The following is a 21,576-nucleotide window of genomic DNA, read 5'->3' as shown; positions in this document are numbered from 1 at the left end:
CAGCGACACCTGCGACCGGCTGACGTACCGGCGGTAGAGGTCGTGCACCTCCCGTGTCGTCAGCTGCTCGCACTCGTCAAGCCCGATCAACCTGCCCACCACTCATCTCCTCCCCAACCGCCGCAGCTTTTGCGGACGACCTTCGATGGACGATCTCCACGACTCCCAGCGCCGCCCCGCCGAGCACCACCTCGCCGACGGTGGTGACCAACCGGCTCGCCACCGCCACCGCCACCGCTGACGGGACCGGCAGCAGCAGGGCCAGCGCCGCCGAGAGCACGGCCTCGCGTACGCCCAACCCGTCCGGTACCACCACGGCGAGCACGCCGAGCACGGTCGCGAGCGCGAACGCGCCCACGCAGAGCGGCAGCGCGGACCCCGCCTCGGCGCCCATCGCCACCGCCAGCAGCCACAGGTGTACGCCGCTGACCAGCCAGGACAGGGTTTGCCAGGCGACCGCCACCCGGACCGCCCGGGGCGACGGCGACCGGGCCGGCTCGGCACGGCCCAGCAGCCGCAGCAGCAGGCCGGCCGCGCGGCCGACCAGGCCCGGCCAGCCCACCGCCACCAGCACCGGTACGGCCGCCAGCAGCAGCCACGCCGCCCGCCCGCCGAGCAGCCGCGCCCCGGTGAGCAGCCCGACGGCCAGCCCGGTCAGGTGGACCAGGAGCGTGGTGAGGGTTCCGGCCAGCAGCATCCGGGGCAGCGTCACGCCGTTCGAGGTGGCCACCCTGACGGCCGCGACGATCCCCGGGACCTTGCCCGGCACGTACTTGGCCAGGAACCCGACGAAGAAGATCCGCATGACCCGGATCGCGTCGACCGGCGGGCCGAGCTCCAGCAGCACCGCCCGCCACGACAGCATTCCCAGCAGCGGACCCGCCGTCGCGGCGGCCAGCGCGCCGGCGAGCAGCAGGCCGACCTGGGCGGCGTCGCGCCGTCCGAGCAGCACCGCCACCACCGACCAGTCCTGGCCGGCCAGCGCCCGCGCGACCGCGACCGCCACGACCAGGCCGAACGCGACCGTGACCGACCGCCACAGCCGCCGGCGCCAGGGCCGGTCCGGGCCCTGGGCCGTGGCCGTGCCCGGTTCGAGGGACGCGTCGGGGCCCACCGGCACCGGGTTCATCGCCGCACCCCCGCCCGGTCCGCCGCCGTCCGGTCCGCTTCGACCCGGTCGCGGGTCGGCTCGCGCAGCAGCGCGTACCCGGCCCGCGGTAGCCCCGCGACGAGGCCCGCCACCAGGGCGGCGTGGCTCAGCACGTGCATCCCGGCGGCGAAGAGGGCGAAGCGCGGTCCGCGCAGCCGGTGGGCGAACCGGAGGAACTCGTGGTTGGCCGCCGCCAGCACGGCGCCGAACGCCGGCCAGGTCAGCGCCAGCCACGGCGCGAGCGGCGCCACCGGCACGGTCAACAGCGCCAGCCCCGCCGCGAGCAGGGAGAGCCGGGCGGACCATTCCAGGTGCCGGTACCGCTCGGGCGACATCATCTCCACCCGCGCGCCCGCCGCGCCGGCCCGCTGCCGCCGCCACGTGCGCACCATCAGCGGCGGCTTCGCGCTGGCCCGGACGAACTGCTCGGCCAGCAGCGGCAGCAGCCGGTCGACGTCGTCGTGCCGGGTCAGCACCCGGTCGGTCGCCACCAGCCGGTACCGGGCCGGCAGGCGGGTGCCGAACTCGTCGTCCTCGCCCGACCGCAGCCGCTCGTCGAGCCCGCCCGCCTCCTCGAAGACGGCCCGTGGGACGAGACTCGCGGCCAGCAGCGCACCCGTGTCCCGTCCGACGCTGCGTTTGCGCCAGAAGTGTTCGAAGGCGACGCGGTATGCCTCGACGGGTCCGTCGTCGTAGAGGGGGTGGGGTGCGTAGATGCCTTGGACCATGCCGGTGTGGGGGGTGGTGTGGAGGATGTGCAGGGCGTTGGCGATGGCGTCGGGGGCGGGGGCGGTGTCGGAGTCGACGAAGAAGAGCAGGGGTGCGGTGCTGTGGTGGGCGCCGGTGTTGCGGGCGGCGGCGGGTCCTTGGTTGGTGGGTTGTTGGATGAGGGTGCAGGGGTATTGGCGGGCGATGTCGGGGGAGTCGTCGGTGCTGTGGTCGTCGACGACGATGACTTCGGTGGGTGGGTGGGTTTGGGCGTAGATGGCGTCGAGGCAGGCGGCGAGGGTTTTGCTTTTGTTGTAGTTGGGTACGATCACCGCCACGGCGTCGATCGCCGCGTCCGCCGGTCGCGCGCTCACCGGGCCCACCCCCGCGCCAGGACGTACGCGACCCGCAGCGTCCCCACGCCGGTACCGACCACCGCCAGGGCGTAGAGCAGCAGGTGCATGCCGGTGGCGTACGCCGCGAAGCCGGCGCCCCGGAACCGGTAGGTGAAGCGCAGGAACGCGTGGCTCGTGGCGGCCGACCCGGCGAGCAGCGCGAGCCAGAGCGGCAGCAGCCACGGCAGCAGCGGCAGCAGCGGCAGCGCCAGCAGGCTCAGCCCGGAGAGCACCAGCCCGGTCGGCGAGAACGCGTTGACCCGCAGCCCGGTGCCGGCGTTGCGTCGCCGGCCGGCGCGGAGCATCACCAGCGGCGTCTGGGTCGCGAAGCCGAACTGCTCGCGTACGAAGGGCAGGAAACGGTCGACGTCGTCGTGCCGGGTGACCACGGTGTCGGTCACGACCAGCCGGTACCGCTCGGGCATCCGGGTGCCGAACTCGGCGTCCTCGCCGGTGCGCAGCCGCTCGTCGAAGCCGCCGACCTCGTCGAACACGGCCCTCGGGACGAGGCTGGCCGCGAAGAGGGTGGCGGCGCGGGACCGTCCGACGCTGCGTTTGCGCCAGAAGTGTTCGAAGGCGACGCGGTATGCCTCGACGGGTCCGTCGTCGTAGAGGGGGTGGGGTGCGTAGATGCCTTGGACCATGCCGGTGTGGGGGGTGGTGTGGAGGATGTGCAGGGCGTTGGCGATGGCGTCGGGGGCGGGGGCGGTGTCGGAGTCGACGAAGAAGAGCAGGGGTGCGGTGCTGTGGTGGGCGCCGGTGTTGCGGGCGGCGGCGGGTCCTTGGTTGGTGGGTTGTTGGATGAGGGTGCAGGGGTATTGGCGGGCGATGTCGGGGGAGTCGTCGGTGCTGTGGTCGTCGACGACGATGACTTCGGTGGGTGGGTGGGTTTGGGCGTAGATGGCGTCGAGGCAGGCGGCGAGGGTTTTGCTTTTGTTGTAGTTGGGCACGATCACCGCCACGGCGTCGATCGCCGCGTCCGCCGGTCGCGCGCTCACCGGCTCCGCGTCGGCCCCGGTCCCGGATCCCGCTCCGGTCTCCACTCCGGTCTCAGTATCAGGCTCGGGCGCGGGCGCGGGGCGGCGAAGCCACGCCGCCGCCAGGACCAGCAGCGCCGCGCCGGTGAGCGAGTAGAGCAGCTCCACCGGCCGGACCCAGGCGCGCTCCGAGGCCGGCACCCAGCCCAGCACGTACGCGATCCACCACGGCAGCGGCAGGGCGAAGACCAGCCACGCTCCGCCGAGCAGCGCCCGGGCGCGCCAGGACGCCCACCCGGTACGCGCGGCGAGCAGCGCCAACACCGGCACGCACCAGACCCAGTGGGCGTACCAGGTCACCGGCGAGACCAGCAGGCCGGTCACGGCGCAGGCCACGATGCCGGTCAGCTCCATCCGCCGGCGGCTCGCCCGGACCGCCACCGCCAGCCCCAGCGCGCCCACCAGCAGGCTCGCCGGCAGCCACAGCGGCCACAGCGGCTCCGGCAGCAGGTTCAGCACGACGCCCCGTACGGAACTGCCGACCGCCTCCTCGCCGGGCGGCCGGGTGCGCGACCCGTCCGCGAACGCGCCGCCCCAGAAGGCGGCGGAGGGGCCGGGCAGGAGCAGGAATCCCACCGCCACGGTGCCGAGGAAGCTCGCGAGCGCGGTCACCCCGGCCCGGATCCGGCCGGTCAGCAGCAGGTACCCGACGAAGATCAGCGGGGTCAGCTTGATCCCGGCGGCGATGCCGGTCAGCACTCCCGCGTACCGTCCCCTGACCCGGAGCAGGTCGACCAGGACGAGCGCGACCAGCAGGACGTTCACGTTGCCGAGCAGCAGCGTTCCCGCGATCGGCGACAGCGGCAGCACGGCCAGGGTGCCGGCCGCCACCAGCAGCGTCCGGGACCGGCCGCAGGCGGGGGCGAGCTGGTCGACGGCCAGCCACACCACGACCGGTACGGCGAGCGCCGAGAGCAGCGTCCACGCCCAGTAGCCGGCGACCGGGCCGAGCGCCGCCAGCGGGGTCAGCACCAGGGCCGCGAACGGCGGGTAGACGAAGGCGTACCCGCCCCGGTCCACCTCGTAGGGTGACCCGCCCGCGAGGACCGCGGCGGCCGCGTCGCGGTAGACGGCCAGGTCGCCGCCGGGAGCCCAGGCGCTGCCGGTGCGGGCCGCGACCCACGAGACGGCGGCGATCCCGGCGGCCGTGAGGCCGGCGGCGAGCAGGAGCACCCCGGCGGCGGCGCCCGTGCCGGCCCGGTCGCGGCCCCGCGTGCCCGGGCCCGCCGGTGTTCCCGGCGCGCCGGGAGCGAGCACGCTCATCGGGAGACCCCGACCGAGGGGGCGACCCGCCCGGCGGGGCGGCGCAGGACCCGCCGGGCGGACCCGACGGCCGCGCCGGCCGCGGAGGTGAGCTGGTAGAGCAGGTGCACCCCGGCGAAGCCGAGCCCGAAGCGCGGGCCCCGGTCGGCGATCACCCGGCGGTACGTGCCGGCGTCCAGCGCCACGGCGCCGGCCAGCAGCAGCGCGGGTCCCAGGAGCCCGGCGGGCCCGGCGACCAGCGGCAGCGGTACCGCGAGCACCGCGGCGAGGACCAGTCCGCTGGCCAGTACGCGCGAGGCCGCGCCGCCGAGCACCTCCCCGGGGCGCACCTCGGCGGCGCTGGCGTGCGCCCGCAGGAAGACCTTCGGCAGCAGGACCCGCAGTTGGCTGTCGTGGTCGTGCACGCCGGCGATCGCGGCGGTGCTGCGCACCTCGTACCGCTGCCGGAGCCGGTACCCGTACTCCGGTGCCTCGGTGTGCCGCAGCGTGGGGTCGAACGGCCCGATCTCGCGGAACACCTCGGCGCGCATCGCGCAGAGGGCGGTGTGCAGCCCTTCCAGCGGGCCCTCGCGCGCCAGCCACCAGTGGTACATCTGCAGCGCCCGGTACCGCGCGACGAGGTTGCGGGAGACCAGCGACTCCGGCCTCAGGACGCCGCAGATCGCGCCCAGCCGGGGCTCCGCGCGCAGCGCCGCGACGGCCGAGGCGACGCTCTCCGGTTCCAGCGCGACGTCCGCGTCCAGGAAGAAGAGAATGTCGCCCCGCGCGTGCTCGGCACCGAGGTTGCGGGCGGCCCCGGGGCCGCTGTTGCTCGGCAGACGCAGCACGGTCGCGCCGGCCGATTCGGCGATCCCGGCCGAGTCGTCGCCGCTGGCGTCGTCGACCACGACGATCTCGATGTCCGGGTACGTCTGCCGCCGTACCGACCGGACGCAGAGTCCGATGGTGCGGGCCCGGTTGTAGCAGGGTATGACGACTGAGACCAGCGGATGCACTGTGCCCTCCTCGGGTCACGGCGGCGCGGCCGAGCACCGGCCGTGGCCGGATCGGCTGGCGACGCGCCTGATCGAGTGGTTTCGCGTGGTTGCCGGGGCCTTCGTTGGCCGGATTCCGAAATGGGGCGTGGTTTTGCGCTTACGCGCCTGCTCGCGGTACCGGAAATTGCGAAGCCATCACGAGCCCCCGCGAAATGATGGGCGGCTATATTTTGCGGCCCTCGCGGTCGGGCAGTCAAGGACTCGACATCGCCCGGTCGGATTCGTCGCCGGATGCGGCCGGTCTCCCGCGAAGGTATGGCCATAAACACCTGAACATCAACGACTGCTGCTTCGAAAGCTCGATAAAGATCAATATCGTGCATTGGGTTCGGGAGGTGACGTTGGCGGCGGCTTTCGGACACAGTGGACTGTTGTGCCCGGGATCGGCCGGCATCGTTCGGGATGGACCGTGCGCCTGGTTCCGCCGTCCGGCGGCGGGTCGCCGGCGCCGTCGATACGGCTCCCACCTGCGGAAAAACGCGTCGCCGTCGTCGACGCAGTCGGCCGGGGAACCGCTTCGACGGCGGTCGGGGACGCGGTGCGCGCGGTACGGGCGGTGCCGGCGCGCGACGCGCCGCCGGCCTCCGGTCGCCGATGAATTCGTCGCGGCGCCCGCCGGAATCGTTCGGAGTGGCACAAGGTTCGCCGATTGCCCAGGGACCCGGCGGAAGCGGCACAAGGCCCGTCGATTGCCCGCCGTCCCGATAATCGGGAAGTGTCGCGCGCTGTGACGGAGGTGTGCCCGATGTCGCGCGGGGGCGGATCGGGTGGCTATCCCGTTCCGTGGGGAAGAAATAGTTTGGCCAAGAGTCTGAAATCGTTGCGCAAGACGTTACTGATCGTGACGGGGTGCGTGCGGACGGCGGATCCGTTCGGGTCGAGGAACCGGGTCGACCGACGCGTTCTCCGGGTGGCCGGTCAGCCCCGGCCTCCCGGCCGGATCGGTGTCTCGGCGACGGCCGCGAGCAACTCGATCGGAAACTCGGGGTCCGCCTGACCCACGGCGAGCGCCACCCACCGAACCCCCGGCGGTCGCCAGACGTCCATCGCGCCGCCGAGCTGGCAGAGCCAGCCCATCGGCTCGGGCGCCGGGTCCGCACCCCACAGGTAGGGCGCGAGATCGACCGTCTCGGGGTCGCCCCAGCGCGCCGACAGCGCCGCCGCCACCGCGCCGAAGGCGGCGTCCACCGCCGCCTGGGCCTCCTCGACGACCTCCGTGCCACGGTCGTCCCAGAAGTCCCGGCTGGCCGCCAGTACGCGGAGGTGGAAGCCCGACCCGCTCACGAGGTTCCCCTCCCGCAGGCCCCGGTCCGGAAACGGGAGGGCGAGCAGGCCGTCGATGATCGCGAGCTGATCCGGCACAAGCATGCCCGGGAGGCTACCGACCTGGGCCGGACTCCGGGGGTGCACCGCGGACGCGGTCATTCACCCGTTAGGCTCCGCCGACGGTGCCGGATGCGGGGGAGGGCGCGGTGCGTCGAGGGTGGAGGGTCGTCTGCGGTGCGCTGGTGCTGGCGTCGCTGGCCGGGTGCGGCGCGCCGGCCGGTACCGACGGGGACCTGACCGACCACTGGTCCCGGCTACCCGCGGCGACGCAGTTCACCCCGGAGACCGGGACCTGCCACCCCGATCTCGACGCGGTCGGCTACCTCTCGACCTACACGGTCCTGGACTGTGCGCGACCGCATCGGACCGAGACCGTCTACGTGGGGCGGTTCTCCGGCGCGCAGGCCGACCGGGCCAGCGCGCCGGCCGCGGACTCGGCGGAGCTGCGGACGGTCTTCCCGGAGTGCGACGCCAGGGTGAAGCAGTTCGTGGGCGGCGACTGGCGCGGCGCGCGGATGTCGATCCGGGTGGTCCCGCCGTCGCCCGGGGGTTGGGCGGGCGGCAGCCGCTGGTACCGCTGCGACGTCTTCCTCCTGAACGCCCTCGACGGGGGCGACGACGAGCGGGTCGTCGACAACACCGGCAGCCTGCGCGGGGTGCTCGCGAAACCGTCGCCGCTGGCGTACGGCTGCTTCAACGAGAACCAGTTGGAGCAGCTGACCCCGATCGACTGCGCCAGCTCGCACCGGTTCGAGTACGTCGGGATCTTCAACGTCCGGGCCGACGCGTCCCTGGACGCGCTGGTCGACAAGCCGGACAACACCTACGCGGCCTGCTACTTCGTCATTTCGGCGTACGTGCGGGTGCCGAGCGTGCTGACGGTCGGCGCGCGGTTGGGGGTGAGCTTCCGAACCCCGTCGGCGGAGGCGTGGGCGCGCGGTGACCGGGGCATCCGCTGCTTCCTCTGGTCCGACGACCGGGCGCTGACCCGCTCGCTCAAGAACGCCGGCCCCGCCGGCCTGCCCAAGCCCTGAACCGCCTTCGCGCCGTCGCCGGCACGCCCGCCCGCGCGGAGGCGACGGCGCGGTCAGCCCCGCCCGAACGGCGCGACGGCGCCTCCCTCGCGGCGCACCACGAGCCGGCCGTCGGCGATCTCCAGCCGCTCGTCCGGCCAGTCCTCCTCGTACCAGCGGAGGTAGCCGAAGAACCGGTCGTGCTCGGCGCGCCGGCCGGCGAGCCAGTCGAAGAGCGCCGCCACCTCGCCGTGCTCGTCCGGGTGGATCTCCCATCGGCAGGTCAGCGCCGAACGTGATCCGGTCCGGCCGTCCTCCTGGACCAGCGCCGAGAAGGCCACGCCGCCGATCTTCGAGGCCGCGTACGGCGCCCGCCCCCAGACCGGATGCGGATCGTTCTCGGTGCGCCAGCCGCCGTCCGGGTCCTCGACCGGCCTGCCGTTGTCGTCGAACACGAGAGCCGGAAACTCGGTGATGATGGTGAGCCGCTCCGGCCGGGGGCCGAGGCCCAGGTGCCAGCGCAGGTCGGCGAGTTCGGCGTCCGACAGCTCGCCCGACAGGTCCATCGAGACCATGAACTCATGGATGTCCGCCACGGCGGCACCATAGCGGCACGGCCCGACACGACGGGGCACCGCCGCGGGCGCCCGGCGGTACCCGTACCGTGGCACGGGTGAGTTCCGCGGTTCAGATCACCTGGTGGGGGCACAGCACCGTCTGGCTGGAGGACTCCGGGGTACGGCTGCTGACCGATCCCGTGCTGCGGGACCGCGTCGCGCACCTGCGCCGCCGGCGCGGCACCACCCCACGGCTGCCCGGACCGCCGGACGCGGTCCTCGTGTCGCACCTGCACGCCGACCATCTCGACGTCGCCTCGCTGCGCGCGCTGCCCGACACGGTGACGCTGGTGGTGCCGGCCGGCGCCGGCCCGTTCCTGCGGCGGCGCCTCGGCGCGGACGCCGCCCGGCGGGCCGTCGAACTCGCCCCCGGCGAGCGGACCCAGGTCGGCGCGGTGACCGTACGCGCGGTGCCGGCCGCGCACGACGGCGGGCGCGGCCCCTGGTCGCGGTACCGCGCGGCGGCGGTCGGCTACACGGTGCACGGGGTGGCGAACACCTGGTACGCGGGCGACACCGGCCTGTTCGACGGCATGTCCGAACTCGGCCCGCTCGACCTGGCGCTGGTGCCCGTGGGCGGCTGGGGGCCGACGCTCGGCCCCGGTCACCTCGACCCGGTGCGGGCCGCCGAGGCGGTGCGCCGCAGCGCCCCCCGGTACGCGGTGCCGGTGCACTTCGGCACGTTCTGGCCCGCCGGCCTGCGGCTGAGCCCGGTGATGTTCCACCAGCCGGGCGCGCGCTTCGTGCGCGAGACCGCCGGGGTCGCGCCCGGCACCCGGGTCACCGAGCTGCAACCCGGTACGGCGCTCGCCGTGGACCGTGTCCGGTGACCGACCCGGTCGGGGTACTGACCTCGCTCTTCCTGGTGGTGGCGTTCGGCGCGGTGGTGCCCGTGGTGCCGACCGGCGCCGCGGTCAGCGCGGCGGCGGCGCTCGCCTTCCACCAGCACTCGCTGGTCGTGGTGCTGGTCGTCGTCGTGGGCGCGGCCGGCGCCTACCTGGGCGACGCCGTCACCTACCTGGCCTGCCGCCTCGGCGGCGAGCAGCTGGCCCGCCGGCTGCGCTGGGTCCGGGGCCGGCAGCGGCTGGACGGGCTCGCCGCGCGGCTGCGCGAGCGGGCCGTACCGGTGCTGCTGGTCTCCCGGCTGCTGCCCGGCGGGCGGATCCCGGTGCTACTCACCATCGCGCTGATCGACCTGGACTGGCGCCGCTTCGCGCTGGCGAACGCGCCAGCCTGCGCCCTCTGGTCCGGCGTGTACGCCGGCATCGGCGTGCTCGGCGGCTCCATCTTCCCCGAGCCCTGGCAGGGGGTGCTGGTCGCGGTCGGCCTGGTGGTGGTCGTCACGCAGCTCACCAGCCTGCTGCGGCGCCGCGCGACCCGGGCGCAGCCCGAGCAGGCGCTGCCAAGCGAGTAGCTGCCGGTGCAGGCTCTCCGGCCCGACCAGCGGTTCCTCGGTCAGCGGCCAGTCGGCGGGGTACACCAGGAAGGCGTCGTTCTGCCCGCCGCCGAGCCCGCCGTGGCTGCCGACCAGCTCCTCGAAGGCCGAGACCTCCTCCATGGTCGGATCGACCGAGCTGATCAGGACCAGGTCGCCGACGTGCGCCATCCCCTGGTGCCGGAGCAGGTCGGTCCGGGCGTACGGACCGTACTCGGCCAGTGGGTCCTCGCCGACGACCCGCCCGTCGCGGAGGTGGTGCTCGCCCCGGCCGCCGATCGCGACCGGCCCCTCCTCGTCACCCACCACGACCAGCCCGATGCCGGGGTGCGCGGCCAGCCCCGCCAACACGCCCGGGTGGTCGGCCTCGATCCGGGCCCGGGAGAGCTTGCCGGGCCGCCCGGTGAAGTAGACCATCGCGAGGTTCCCGGAGGCGACGACGACCGTACCGTCCGTCCGCGCCGCCGGGTCGTCGCCGTCCGCGCCGTCGACCGTACCGATCCCGCCGGCCACCGCGGCCGGCGCGGACCGGCCCGCGAGTTCGGTCAGTACCGTCTCCGCCCCAGCCGGGGCGCCCGCCGCGACGGCCACCGGTAGCCCGCCCCCGGCGGCGGCCAGGGGCGCTCCGCCCGCCTCGGCCCCCCGCGGCTCGCCGGCGGCGGCCAACCGCCGGATGCTCTCGACGGTCGCCGCCTCGACCAGCCGGTTCACCACCTGGGCCAGCGACTCGCCGTACCGCTGCTGGAACGTCTCGCCCTGGCTCTGCCCGTGATCGGAGAGGACCACCAGGTGGTACCGGCGCTCCGCCTCGGCGGAGAGCCGCTGCACCACGCCGAGCACCTGGTCGAGCCGGCCGAGCGCGTCCAGCGCCTCCGGGCGGGCCGGCCCGGCGTGGTGGGCCACCTCGTCGTAGTCGACGAAGTCGCAGAAGATGACCGGCGTGCCGAGCGCCATCTGCTCGGCGAGCAGGGAGACGTTGACGTCCCGCAGGATGCCGGTGAGCGGACGCAGCGCCAGGAACGCGCCGGAGCGGCCGATGCGGGGCCGGATGTCGCGCAGCCGCTGCGCCCGGGCCTGGTACAGCTCCCGCAGCAGCCCGCCGACGCCGAGCGCGATGGCCCGGGTCAACCCGTACGGGCTGGTCATGAAGGCCGCGTAGCCGCGGGTGGCGCGTCCCGGCAGCGCCGCCCGGCTGACCGTGAACAGGGCCGCCGTGGCGTCACCCGTGAAGACGTTGCTGATGCTCGCCCCGCCGTCGCGCAGCAGCCCCTCGCCCGTGGAGATGCGCCGCTCGATCTCGGCGGCGTCCCGGGGGCGGCTGGCCACCATCAGCCGGCCGGTCGGCTTCTCGTACCAGCGGAACGCCGGCACGCCGCGGCCGTCGCCGTGCAGGATGCCGGCCTGGGCCGCCGGGGTGGTGGCCGGCAGGCCGGTGTGCCAGGAGGTCAGCCGGTGACTGCGCATCCGCAGCCAGCGGCCGAGATTGGGCAGGTTGCCGGCGCGTACGGCCCAGCGCAGCAGCGGGGTCGAGACCCCGTCGAGCTGCACGACGACCAGCCCGTCGCCGCCGCTCGGCGTACCGTGTTTGGCGGCGGCGCGGCGTACCTTGCGCATCAGCCGGCGGGTCTCGCCGACGAAGGCGTCGTCGGTGCCGGCGTCGGTGAGCCAGTTGACGATGGCGGCGAGCGCGACCGCCGTCCACGAGGCGGCGAACGCGGCCGGCAGCCCGGCCAGGTGCGCCTGGGGGGCGAGGCTCAGCGCGACGTAGAAGACGACCGTCTGAACGCACGCCCCCATGATCAGTACGGCCAGCCCGCCGAGCACCGTGGCGAGCGCGAGCAGCAGCGGCCGTAGCAGCGCGCCGACGCAGGCGACCAGGACCACCACCCAGAGCACGGCGGTGAGTCCGTTCGCGTCCACGCCGGGCAGCAGCCAGAGCGTGCCGGCCAGCACGACGAACGAGGTGACCGCGCTGCGGAGCAGTTCGCCCAGCCGGGCCACGGTCGGCCGCCAGGCGCGCAGCTCCCGGAGCACCAGCCGGCCCCGCCCGGGTGGAGGTCCCGCCGGTGCGGTGGGCGGAGGGGTGTGCTCGGTCACCGCCCCACCTTGGCACACGGCCGCACCCGGGCAACCGGCAGCGGGCCGCCGCTGTCGCGGATGTGACCAGCCCGACAGCGCTACCCGGCCGGGCCGGGCGGAGCCCTCGACCGCCGCCGGAGCCGGTCGCGGTCACCGCGCAAACGCCGGCACCACGGGGGGCCCGTCCGTGCTGGACGCGACCGTCCCGTTACGGCTGGTTAGCGGCGGTGCGAGGGGTTTCCGCGCGAAAGCGCCCGGGTACCAGGGCCGACATCCGCAACCCCACCCCCGGGACCGAGGAGGGCGCATGTCCACCGACGCGATCGTGCTGCTGAAAGAGGACCACAAGGAGATCAAGCGGCTGTTCAAGGAGTTCCAGGACGCCGGTGAGGACGCCAGCGCCAAGAAGGGGCGGCTCGTCGAGCAGATCATCGAGCAGCTCACCGTCCACACCTACATCGAGAACGAGTGCATGTACCCGGAGACCCGCGAGCTGCTGCCGGATCTCGAGGACGACGTGCTGGAGTCGTACGAGGAGCACCACGTCGCCGACGTGCTCTGCCTGGAGCTCGCCTCGATGTCCCCCGACGACGAACGCTTCGACGCCAAGACGATGGTGCTGATCGAGAACGTGACGCACCACATCGAGGAGGAGGAGCAGGAGTGGTTCCCGAAGGTGCGTGAGGGGCTCGGCCGCAAGAAGCTCCAGGAGATCGGCGCGCGGATGCTCGAACTGAAGGAGAAGGCCCCGCGCAAGCCGACCGAGCCGGGCGCGCTGAAGAAGGCCGTCGACGCGGTCAAGGCCTGAGGCCCGCCGGTGCGGGCGCGATGGTGGGCGGTGCTGCCGGTCGCGGCGGTGGTGGCGGTCTGGGGCGTCGGCGGGTACCTGTCGACGTCCCCCACCGACCGGCAGGACTACCGCAAGACGGCGGTCCGGTCCGCCCAGTCCGCCTACAACGCGGTCGGTACCGCCCGGCTGGCCGGCCGGGCCCGGCTCGACGGGCGCCTGCCCGGCCCGTACGTGACCAGCACCCTGGACGACGCCCGCGCGGCGCTGGCCGGTGCGGCCAAGCGGTTCGCGGGTACGGCGCCCCCCGACGAACCGAGCGCGGCGCTACAGGCCCGGCTGCACCCGCTGCTGACCTCGGCCGACGTCGCGCTCGGCCGGCTGGAGCGGGCCACCGAGGAGGGGGACACGGCCGCGACCCGGGCCGCGGTGGACGCCCTGGAACCGGTCGCCGCCGGGCTCTCCGGCTTCGTCGAGGAGCACAGGTGAAGCCCCACTTCGTCGAGGAGCACGGGTGAAGCGACTCCTCGCCATCACGCTGGGTATCCTCACCGCGATCGGCGGCTTCGTCGACATCGGCGACATCGTCTCCACCTCGGAGGCCGGTTCGCGGTTCGGGCTCGCGCACGCCTGGGTCCTGGTCGTCGGGGTGATCGGCATCTGCGTGTACGCCGAGATGGCCGGCCGGGTCGCCACGGTCTCCACCCGGCCGGTCTTCGACCTGGTACGGGAGCGGCTCGGGCCACGGGTGGCGCTGGTCAACCTGCTCGGCTCGTACCTGATCACGCTGATGACCCTCGCCGCCGAGATCGGTGGCGTGGCGCTGGCGTTGCAGCTGCTCAGCGGCGCGCCGTACCTGCTCTGGGTGCCGCTGGTCGCGCTGGTGCTCTGGCTCGCGCTCTGGCGGGCGAAGTTCGAGACCCTCGAACGGATCTTCGGCCTCGGCGGTCTCACCCTGGTCGTGCTGCTCGTGGCGGTGCTCTGGCTGCACCCGCCGGTGGCGGCGCTGCGGCACCAGGCGTTCAGCCTCGCGCCGCCGGCCGGGGAGAACTGGCCCACCTACTGGTTCATGGCGATCGCGCTCTTCGCCTCCGCGATGACCCCGTACGAGGTCTTCTTCTTCTCGTCCGGCGCGGTGGAGGAGGGCTGGTCGGCCAGGGATCTCGTGATCTCGCGGGTCAACGTCTTCCTCGGGTTTCCCCTCGGTGGGCTGCTCGCCTTCGGCTTCCTCGCCACCTCCGCGATCGTGTTCCAGCCCGGCGGGATCCAGGTCGACACGCTCGGCCAGGCGGTCCTCCCGGCCGGCCTCGCGTTCGGCAAGATCGGGCTCGCGCTGCTGATCCTGGGCGTCTTCGCCGCCACCTTCGGCGCGGCGATGGAGACCGGGCTTTCCGCCGGCTACACCGTCGCGCAGTACCTCGGCTGGTCCTGGGGGAAGCTGCTGCGGCCCCGGCAGGCCGCCCGGTTCCACACGGTGGTGCTGGTCGGCATCCTGCTGGCCGTCGCCGCCCTGCTGACCACCATCGACCCGGTCCAGCTCACCGAGTACATGCTGATCTTCAGCGCGGTCGTGCTGCCCCTGACCTACCTGCCGATCCTGGTCGTCGCCAACGACCGCGGCTACCTCGGCGACCGGGTCAACGGCCGGCTCGCCAACGCCTTCGGCGTCGTCTACCTGATCATCGTGGTCGCCGCGGCCGTCGCGGCGATCCCGCTGATGGTCATGACCGGGATGGGAGGCTGACGGATGCCCCTACTGATCGGCTTCGACCTGCTCGACCGGCAGATCGTCGACCGGGACGGCACCCCGGTCGGAAAGGTCGACGACGTCGAGCTGGCCCCGGGCCCCGACGGGATCCCGTACGTGGCCGCCCTGCTCACCGGCCAGCAGGCGCTCGGCGCGCGGTTCGGCGGGGCGCTCGGCCGCTGGATCACCGCCACCGCCGCCCGACTCGACACGCACCGGCTGGGGCCGCGCCGGATCGGGTACGAGCTGGTCGCCCGCGTCGACTCCGCGGTCCACCTGTCCGTACGCCGGGAGGTGCTGGCCGCGCCGGCGCTGGAGCGGTGGCTGGACGAGCACCTGATCGGGCGCATCCCGGGAGCCGACCATGCCGCCTGAGCGGAACGTACCGCCCGACCCAGAACCGCCCGACCCAGAACCCCCCACCGAGAGCGCCCCGGCCGAGCCCGGTCCGCCGGCGCCGGAGCGTGCCCCGGCCGGGCGGCCGTTGCGCGCCAGCGACCTGCTCGGCCGGGCCGCCAGGGACGCCGAGGGGCGGCACCTCGGCCGGGTCGTGGACCTGCGCGCCGAACCCGGCGACGACGGCCGCCCGTACGTCAACGCGGTCGTGGTCGTGCGCGGGCCGTGGGGGCGGCTGCTCGGCTACGAGCGGGAACAGGTACGCGGACCGTGGCTGCTGGAGATCCTCGCGCGGGCGGTCCTGCGGCGGAGCACGCGTACCGTGCCGTGGCGGGACCTGCACCTGGATTAGGCCGCGTTTCATGAGGACTGGCCGGCCTGCGGCCGGCCCGGACGACGGCCGGCCGCGTTGCGCCTCCGTCCGGCTACCACACCGGTATCCGGACGAACTCGCGCCTTGCCGGACCGCCGTCCGAGCTCCGCCTCGGTTCGACCGCCCTCATGAAACGCGACCTAGCGGCGGATCGTGAGCTTGTGACTACGGTAGGTTTCCCAGGTGTGACCGCTGCCGTGCCGGATGGCCGCTCGATGCGCGAGCGGATGCTCGCCGGCGACCGCTACCTCGCCGACGATCCCGAGCTGACCGAGCGGCATCTTCGCGCCATGGACCTCATGAGCGCCTACAACGCGACCTCGGCCCGGGAGCCCGACGAGCGGCGCCGGCTGCTGCGTGAGCTGCTGGGCGCTGTCGGCGAGGATACCGAGATCAGGCCACCGTTCTACGTCGACTACGGCGAGCACCTGCGCGTCGGCGCCCGAACCTTCGCCAACTTCGGCCTGGTGGCGCTGGACGTGGCGCCCATCACCATCGGCGACGACGTGCAGATCGGTACGAACGTCCAGCTGCTTCCCCCGAGCCACCCGCTTGAGCCCGAGCCGCGCCGGGCGAAGTGGGAGTCCGCCCGCCCGATCGCCGTCGGCGACAACGTCTGGCTCGGCAGCGGCGTCATCGTCCTGGCGGGGGTGACGATCGGCGAGGACAGCGTGGTCGGCGCCGGCTCGGTGGTCACCCGGGACCTGCCGGCCGGGGTCGTCGCGGTCGGCAACCCGGCCCGGATCGTGCGCCGCCTCGGCGCGGGGACCGACGCCGGGCGGCGTTGACCACCCGGGCTGCCGGCGCCCGGTCCGTCGCCGGCCGTGCCACGGCTGGGCGGACCGGGGCCGACGGCCGGTGCCGGCCGCCGACCCCTCCCATGTGCCGGGTCAGCGCAGCGCGGGTTCCATGTGCCGGGTCAGCGCAGCGCGGGTTCCACGTGCCGGGTCAGCGCAGCGCGGGCGCCGCCGTGACCGGCGCGTCCCAGTCGATCGTGTAGCGGTGCTCCGGGCCGAGCATCTTCTCCGGGTTCATGGCGACCTTCACCATCATCGGCATGAGCACCGGCATCAGCACCCGGGCCACCGGGCCGGGGGCCTTGGTGTGGTTGATGCGCGCCGCCCGGGCGGCGATCCGCTCCACCCGCTCGCGCCGCAGCCGCACGAAGGCGGCGTACGCCGACGGGATGTCGGGCAGGTCGCGCAGGCATCGGGCGAGCTGCACCGCGCTCTCGATCGCCAGCGACGCGCCCTGACCGGAGCTGTTGGAGGGGGCGTGCGCCGAGTCTCCGACGAGCACCATCCGGCCCCGGTACCAGTGCGGTACCGGCGGCATGATGTGCAGGGAGCCCACCGCGAGCAGGCCCTCGGCGGTGCTGGTCCGCATCAGGTCGCGGCCGGGGTCGTCGTTCCCGTACGCGGTGCGCAGGGTGCGCAGCCAGTCGGCCGGGGGGACCGCCCGCGCCTCGGCGGTGCTCATCGGGCGCTCCTGCGGCAGGTTGGCGCCCCAGCGGGTGCCGCCGCCCGGCTCCGGCCAGTAGAGGTAGTAGGCGTGCCGGCCGAAGGCGAAGGTCATCGTCCCCGGCTCGGTGTCCACCTCGTGGCTGGCGAGCGCCTCGAAGCCGAGCATTCCCGTGTAGCGCGCCTGCGGGGCGTCCGGGTCGATGAGGCGCCGTACGGTCGAGTGCACGCCGTCGGCCCCGACGAGGATGTCCGCGCTCGCCGTGCTGCCGTCGGCGAACCGCGCGGTGATGCCCGTGCCGGACTCGCTGACGTCGACCAGGCGCTTGCCGTACTCGAAGCCGACACCCCCGGCGACCGCCCGGTCGTGCAGTACGCGATAGAGCGCGCCGCGGTTGACCACCTGCAACGGCGGCAGGTCGGCCAGGCGGGGCAGTTCGATGCGCTTCTCGCCCACGACCATCACCTGCCGCGAGATCGGCGTGGCGATCGCGGTCACGGCCGCGTCGGCGTCCACGACGCCCAGCGCCGCGAGGCCGTTCGGCGCGAGCGCGATCGTGCCGCCGATACCGTCGGCCGTGTGCGGGTACGCCTCGTGGACGGTGGCCTCGATGCCGGCCTTGCGCAGCGCCAACGCCGCCACCGGACCGGCGATGCCGCCGCCGACGACGATCGCCGTTCTTGCCTTGGACATGATCTTCTCCCTGGTTTTCTCGGTTCTCGCAGGTGGCCGAACCGTCCAGGGAGGGAACCCGGCTATCCTCGGTATCGCCGCTTCGGACCGAGTGCCTTCCCTGGTGCGGTTCGAGGTACTGACCCCGGTGCGGTGTTGGCGCACCGCACCGGGGTCGCTCGTTACTCCGTGAAATCGGTCCTTTCCGCGAGTTCGGCCAGCTCGGCCGGGATCTCGCCGGTCTCGTGGAAGGCCCGCCAGGCGTCCAGCCCGGGGTAGGTACCCGAGGTGAACTCGGCGAGCAGGGATCGGATCCACGCCGCCTCCGCCTCCTGGATGGCCAGGTCGTACTCCGACTCGACCAGGAACAGCCGCGGGATCTGCCGGGCGTGCTGCCCGAGCGCCTCACGGGCCGTGGTGACGTCCCGTTCCAGCAGGTCCAGCCGCTGCCGCAGCAGCCGCGTGGCCTCGTCGGGGTGGAGCACGGCGAGCACGGAGAGTCCGGCGCGGAAGTGCGAACGCTCGGGCACGGGAGTGGAGACCAACTCCCGCGCCCAGTCCGACAGCTCTTCGCGGCCGGCCTCGGTGATGCGGTAGACGGTCCGCTCGGGCCGGCGGCCTTCGCGGACGCTCTCCACGGCCGCGATGAGGCCGTGTTTGTCCATGTTGCGGACGACCGTGTAGAACGATCCCCACTTGAGCCCCATGTCCTGGTCTTTGCCCCAGGACCGCAGCGCGGTGGCGATCTCGTACGGATGCATGGGTCGTTGGGCGAGCGCCGAGAGCACCGCCAGCGCCAGCAGGTTGCCGACCTTGCGTCGCTTCGTCATGCGCCTCACCCCCGCGATCCTCGTTCCCGAGTACTCGCGTACGAATATATGGCTGCGAGCGTCGCGGGTCAAGCGGCCTCGACCGGAGCGGCCCGACGGGCGCCGGGAGTCCCGCGCGGCATCTCCCGGGCCTGCACCAGCCGGCCGGGACGGCGGTCGGCCACGGCGAGGCGCGACCGGGAACCGCGCCGGCCGGAGCCCTCTCGTTGGAGCGGTCGGCCGCGGCCCGACGGGACCGGGAGCCGTTCCGGGCCTCGGTGGACCACGGAATCCTGTCGGGCCGGATCGGAAAGCGCCCGCGGCGTGCTGGCCGACCTGCCCGGAATGGTGCTGCCCCGACGCGAAATAGCGGCATTCGTCGGTCCCTTTCGGCGCGGGTCGCCGGTTGGTCGGACATGCCCCGATCCGTTGGTCGTAATGGCGACAACGTAACCGCGCCTTCGCGTCACCTTCACCGGGAGGCCGCACTGTATCGGGTATCTCGGGTGTCCACTGTGGTGCGAATTTCCCCGACGCGGACGATTCGGCGGCGAATGTCGACCTCATGTCGACGTGTTTTTGTTGCGCCTCCTTTGGTTGTCGCGAACCGGGCAGAATATGCGGCGGGCGTCGATGGAATGCCATGCTCTCCCGGGGCCAAACAATGGCCCATTCATAGGGGGAGGAATTGCGGTGAAAACCAGAAACGCCGCGGCGCCCGGGCGGGCCGCGCTGGCCGCGCTGGTGGCCGGGGCACTGGCGGCGCTCGCGGTCGGGGTCGGCCCGGCCGGCGCCGACCCGGGGGAGGCCGAGAAGGCGCGCGCCACGCCGGCGTACGAGCCGGAGCGGGGCGCGCGGTGCGGCCTGCGACCGTCGGCGGGCAAGAGCGAGAAGGACGAGCGGCTCAGCTGCCTCGGGGTGGAGGCGAAGCTGGACGGGGCGCCGGCGGTCGGCGGTACCGCGACCCTGTCGGTGACCGTACGGGCCGACGCGACGCTCGGGCCGGCCGACATCAGCGTGACGCTCCCGCCCGAGCTGGAGTGGGTGAAGGCCCCGGCCGAGCTGGCCGTGCGCGAGGCCCGCAGCGTCCTGCCCGAGCGGGCCGGTGCGGTCTCGGTGGCCCGGACCAGCCGGACCCTGCGCGCCGGTGAGCGGGCCGCCTTCACCGGGGTGGTCCGGGCGGTCAAGCCGGGCAGCGTGCAGATCCAGGCCCGGGCGACCGCCGCGGTCGGGGAGAACACGGAGGCCGGCCAGGACAACGTCTTCCTCACCATCGCCGAGAAGTCCGGCGCCTCCACGTTCGGGTACGCGGCCAAGTCCGGCGACGCCGGCACGGCGGCCGTACCGACCTCGACGCGCGCGGCCCGGCCGGGCTGGCTCAAGCCGCAGAGCGTGGGCACCGAGGGGCTGACCGTCCGTCCGCCGGCCGACGCCGGACCGGAGGTCAACACCGTCGCGCCGCAGTCGCCCTGCGACACCCGGGTCGCCGGCAACTGGAGCTTCCAGGACCAGAACGCGGCCTGGCACAACCAGATGAACCTCCAGGTGCAGGTCTGGGACGCCGACACCTTCGGCGACTCGCTGCTCGCCACGGGCATCACCGACGGCGCCGGCAACTACAACATCTGCTTCGACTCCCAGTCCGAGGGCTTCCCGGACAGCGGTACGGCCGACATCTACGTGCGGTTCGTGACGGAAAACTCGCAGTGGAAGGTGCAGCGCGGCGGCAGCCCGCTGGCCTTCCGCACCGGTACCACCAACGACGTCGCCACCGGTAGCACGCTGAACCTCGGCTCGCTCACCTCCGGTGACGGGGCGTTGCAGCGCGGCCTGCACGCCTTCGACTCGGCGAACGACGCGTGGCTGTGGATCCCGAAGCCGACCAACCTCTGCTTCGACCAGGACGACGCCAGCTGCCGGCAGCTCGTCATCAACTGGGCGCCGGACTCCACCGACGGCACCTACTACTCGCTCGGCGGCAACGACGTGCACCTCGCCGCGGACGACCCGAACGCGCCCGTGACGGTCGTGCACGAGATCGGGCACGCGGTCATGGACGACGTCTACAACGACGCCTTCCCTGCGGCGCCGAGCTGCAACCCGCACAGCATCACCGGCGCCAGCTCGGCGGGCTGCGCCTGGACCGAGGGCTGGGCCGAGTGGTTCCCGGCGACGGTCTACAACGACCCGTTCTACCGCTGGCCCGACGGCGGCTCGCTCAACCTGGAGAACGCGAGCTGGGGCAACGGCTGGGGCCAGGGCGACACCACCGAGGGCCGGATCGCCGGCGCCCTGATCGACATCACCGACGCGGCGAACGAGGCGACCTGGGACCGCTACAGCGAGGGCCCGTTCAACATCTGGTTCACCTTCACCCACCACAACTCGAACAACTTCGCGGAGTTCTGGTCCCACCGAACCGGGGACGGCTTCAACGTCGCCGACTCCGGCGCGCTCGCCTCGGTCTACCAGAACACGATCGACTACCAGTTCCGTGACCCGCTGGGCAACTACGCCCCGCTGTCGCGGCCGGCGCCGGTGCCGCCGCACAACTTCGGCTACTCCACCTCGACCGTCTACTGGTCCGTCGTCGCCCTGCGCCCCAACTCGGGCGACCTGGACCTGCAGCTCTACGACGACCGCGCCCAGACCGCGTACCTGGCCGGCAGCGCGTGGGGCGGCACCACGGTCGACTTCGTCGCGGTCGACTCCAACCGCCGGGCGCTCGGCGACTACTACCCCCGGGTGCAGAACTTCTCGGGCGGCGGCGGGTACCAGCTGGAGCTGGCGCAGGGCTCGCAGCAGCTCCCGTCCGGTGCCAGCACCGTCGCGATGGGCTCGGGCAACGTCGTGGCCGTACGGGACGTCTCGCTCACCGCGGGCGTACCGGTGACCATCTCGGTGGCCGCGACCAACGCCGGCCAGGACGCCGAGCTGTTCGTCCTGGACAGCGACCCGGCCAACGCGGCCACCTGGATCCGGACCCGCTCCACCGCCGTCGCCGCCTCCACCGGTGGCGGGGCCGGCGCGACCGAGCAGGTCACCTTCACCCCGACCCGCAGCGCCTGGTACGGCGTCGTACTGGTCAACCGGGCCGGCTCGGGCAACTACACCGTCACCCGGTCCTGACCCGGTAGGCGGACACCACCCCCGGTGGCCGGCCGGCCACCGGGGGCGTGACGGAACAGGGAGTGGGCGCCCCCCCGCGGGGGGGCCCCCCAGGCGCGGGCCGGCCCGGCGCGCGGGGGGGGCGGGGGCCCCCCCCCCCGCG

18 protein-coding genes and 1 pseudogene are annotated in these 21,576 nt (G+C 73.7%); 10 read left to right on the top strand and 9 right to left on the bottom strand.

Annotation, left to right across the window (positions count from 1 at the left end):
• Nucleotides 1–76 precede the first annotated feature (76 nt).
• From AB0J86_RS29725 to AB0J86_RS29705, 5 genes are all read right to left on the bottom strand, one after another.
• Nucleotides 77–1,129: a lysylphosphatidylglycerol synthase domain-containing protein gene (locus AB0J86_RS29725; protein WP_363860952.1), complete on the bottom strand. Its 1,053-nt coding sequence runs from the start codon at nt 1,127–1,129 to the stop codon at nt 77–79.
• Entirely contained in the window at nt 1,126–2,232 is a 1,107-nt protein-coding gene (locus AB0J86_RS29720; RefSeq protein ID WP_363860951.1) for a glycosyltransferase family A protein, read from the bottom strand. The genes AB0J86_RS29725 and AB0J86_RS29720 overlap by 4 nt, the downstream gene beginning before the upstream one ends.
• Nucleotides 2,229–4,553 carry a glycosyltransferase 87 family protein gene (locus AB0J86_RS29715; RefSeq protein ID WP_363860950.1) on the bottom strand — a complete coding sequence of 775 codons (2,325 nt, stop codon included), beginning with the start codon at nt 4,551–4,553 and terminating at the stop codon, nt 2,229–2,231. The genes AB0J86_RS29720 and AB0J86_RS29715 overlap by 4 nt, the downstream gene beginning before the upstream one ends.
• Nucleotides 4,550–5,548, bottom strand: a complete 999-nt coding sequence (locus AB0J86_RS29710) for a glycosyltransferase family A protein (protein WP_363860949.1) — start codon at nt 5,546–5,548, stop codon at nt 4,550–4,552. The genes AB0J86_RS29715 and AB0J86_RS29710 overlap by 4 nt, the downstream gene beginning before the upstream one ends.
• A gap of 960 nt (nt 5,549–6,508) precedes the next feature.
• Complete coding sequence (locus tag AB0J86_RS29705) at nt 6,509–6,958, bottom strand: hypothetical protein (RefSeq protein WP_363860948.1); 450 nt, start codon at nt 6,956–6,958, stop codon at nt 6,509–6,511.
• A 104-nt stretch (nt 6,959–7,062) separates the two neighbouring features.
• Between AB0J86_RS29705 and AB0J86_RS29700 the strand changes: the two genes are divergently transcribed.
• Nucleotides 7,063–7,950, top strand: coding sequence for a septum formation family protein (locus AB0J86_RS29700; protein ID WP_363860947.1), 888 nt, complete (start codon nt 7,063–7,065; stop codon nt 7,948–7,950).
• Between the two features lie 53 nt (nt 7,951–8,003).
• On the opposite strand, the gene AB0J86_RS29695 is transcribed toward AB0J86_RS29700, so the two are convergent.
• Nucleotides 8,004–8,525, bottom strand: a complete 522-nt coding sequence (locus AB0J86_RS29695; RefSeq protein ID WP_363860946.1) for a hypothetical protein — start codon at nt 8,523–8,525, stop codon at nt 8,004–8,006.
• A 77-nt stretch (nt 8,526–8,602) separates the two neighbouring features.
• On the opposite strand from AB0J86_RS29695, the gene AB0J86_RS29690 reads away from it, so the two are divergent.
• Together AB0J86_RS29690 and AB0J86_RS29685 are read left to right on the top strand one after the other, a co-directional pair.
• Nucleotides 8,603–9,376: an MBL fold metallo-hydrolase gene (locus AB0J86_RS29690; RefSeq protein ID WP_363860945.1), complete on the top strand. Its 774-nt coding sequence runs from the start codon at nt 8,603–8,605 to the stop codon at nt 9,374–9,376.
• Nucleotides 9,373–9,759, top strand: a pseudogene (locus AB0J86_RS29685) (VTT domain-containing protein); the annotation flags it as partial. The gene AB0J86_RS29690 and the pseudogene AB0J86_RS29685, both read left to right, overlap by 4 nt.
• Here the strand turns inward: AB0J86_RS29685 and AB0J86_RS29680 are convergent.
• A complete protein-coding gene (locus tag AB0J86_RS29680) occupies nt 9,718–12,078 on the bottom strand; it encodes an alkaline phosphatase family protein (protein WP_363860944.1) in 2,361 nt (786 codons plus the stop codon). The pseudogene AB0J86_RS29685 and the gene AB0J86_RS29680 overlap by 42 nt on opposite strands.
• A 289-nt stretch (nt 12,079–12,367) precedes the next feature.
• Here AB0J86_RS29680 and AB0J86_RS29675 point away from each other — a divergent pair, with 289 nt between their 5' ends.
• From AB0J86_RS29675 to AB0J86_RS29650, 6 genes are all read left to right on the top strand, one after another.
• The gene (locus AB0J86_RS29675) at nt 12,368–12,868 is read left to right on the top strand and encodes a hemerythrin domain-containing protein (protein ID WP_363860943.1); all 501 of its coding nucleotides are present in this window, start codon (nt 12,368–12,370) and stop codon (nt 12,866–12,868) included.
• A gap of 9 nt (nt 12,869–12,877) precedes the next feature.
• The gene (locus AB0J86_RS29670) at nt 12,878–13,336 is read left to right on the top strand and encodes a hypothetical protein (protein WP_363860942.1); all 459 of its coding nucleotides are present in this window, start codon (nt 12,878–12,880) and stop codon (nt 13,334–13,336) included.
• 25 nt (nt 13,337–13,361) lie between these two features.
• Entirely contained in the window at nt 13,362–14,591 is a 1,230-nt protein-coding gene (locus AB0J86_RS29665; RefSeq protein WP_363860941.1) for a divalent metal cation transporter, read from the top strand.
• Between the two features lie 3 nt (nt 14,592–14,594).
• Nucleotides 14,595–14,969 carry a hypothetical protein gene (locus AB0J86_RS29660; protein WP_363860940.1) on the top strand — a complete coding sequence of 125 codons (375 nt, stop codon included), beginning with the start codon at nt 14,595–14,597 and terminating at the stop codon, nt 14,967–14,969.
• The gene (locus AB0J86_RS29655) at nt 14,959–15,342 is read left to right on the top strand and encodes a hypothetical protein (RefSeq protein WP_363860939.1); all 384 of its coding nucleotides are present in this window, start codon (nt 14,959–14,961) and stop codon (nt 15,340–15,342) included. The genes AB0J86_RS29660 and AB0J86_RS29655 overlap by 11 nt, the downstream gene beginning before the upstream one ends.
• A 206-nt stretch (nt 15,343–15,548) precedes the next feature.
• A complete protein-coding gene (locus tag AB0J86_RS29650; protein ID WP_363860938.1) occupies nt 15,549–16,151 on the top strand; it encodes a sugar O-acetyltransferase in 603 nt (200 codons plus the stop codon).
• Nucleotides 16,152–16,311: 160 nt separating this feature from the next.
• Here the strand turns inward: AB0J86_RS29650 and AB0J86_RS29645 are convergent, their stop codons facing one another.
• Nucleotides 16,312–17,517: an FAD-dependent monooxygenase gene (locus tag AB0J86_RS29645; protein ID WP_363860937.1), complete on the bottom strand. Its 1,206-nt coding sequence runs from the start codon at nt 17,515–17,517 to the stop codon at nt 16,312–16,314.
• Nucleotides 17,518–17,678: 161 nt separating this feature from the next.
• On the bottom strand, nt 17,679–18,326 hold the full coding sequence (locus tag AB0J86_RS29640; RefSeq protein WP_363860936.1) for a PadR family transcriptional regulator: 648 nt from the start codon (nt 18,324–18,326) through the stop codon (nt 17,679–17,681).
• 672 nt (nt 18,327–18,998) lie between these two features.
• On the opposite strand from AB0J86_RS29640, the gene AB0J86_RS29635 reads away from it, so the two are divergent.
• Nucleotides 18,999–21,434, top strand: a complete 2,436-nt coding sequence (locus tag AB0J86_RS29635; protein WP_363860935.1) for a hypothetical protein — start codon at nt 18,999–19,001, stop codon at nt 21,432–21,434.
• The last annotated feature ends 142 nt before the right edge of the window (nt 21,435–21,576 follow it).

Source organism: Micromonospora sp. NPDC049559, from assembly GCF_040676675.1.
Taxonomy (GTDB): Bacteria; Actinomycetota; Actinomycetes; order Mycobacteriales; family Micromonosporaceae; genus JBFAPK01.
Note: the sequence above shows the minus strand (reverse complement) of the source record. Positions and strands in the feature narration are given on the sequence as shown.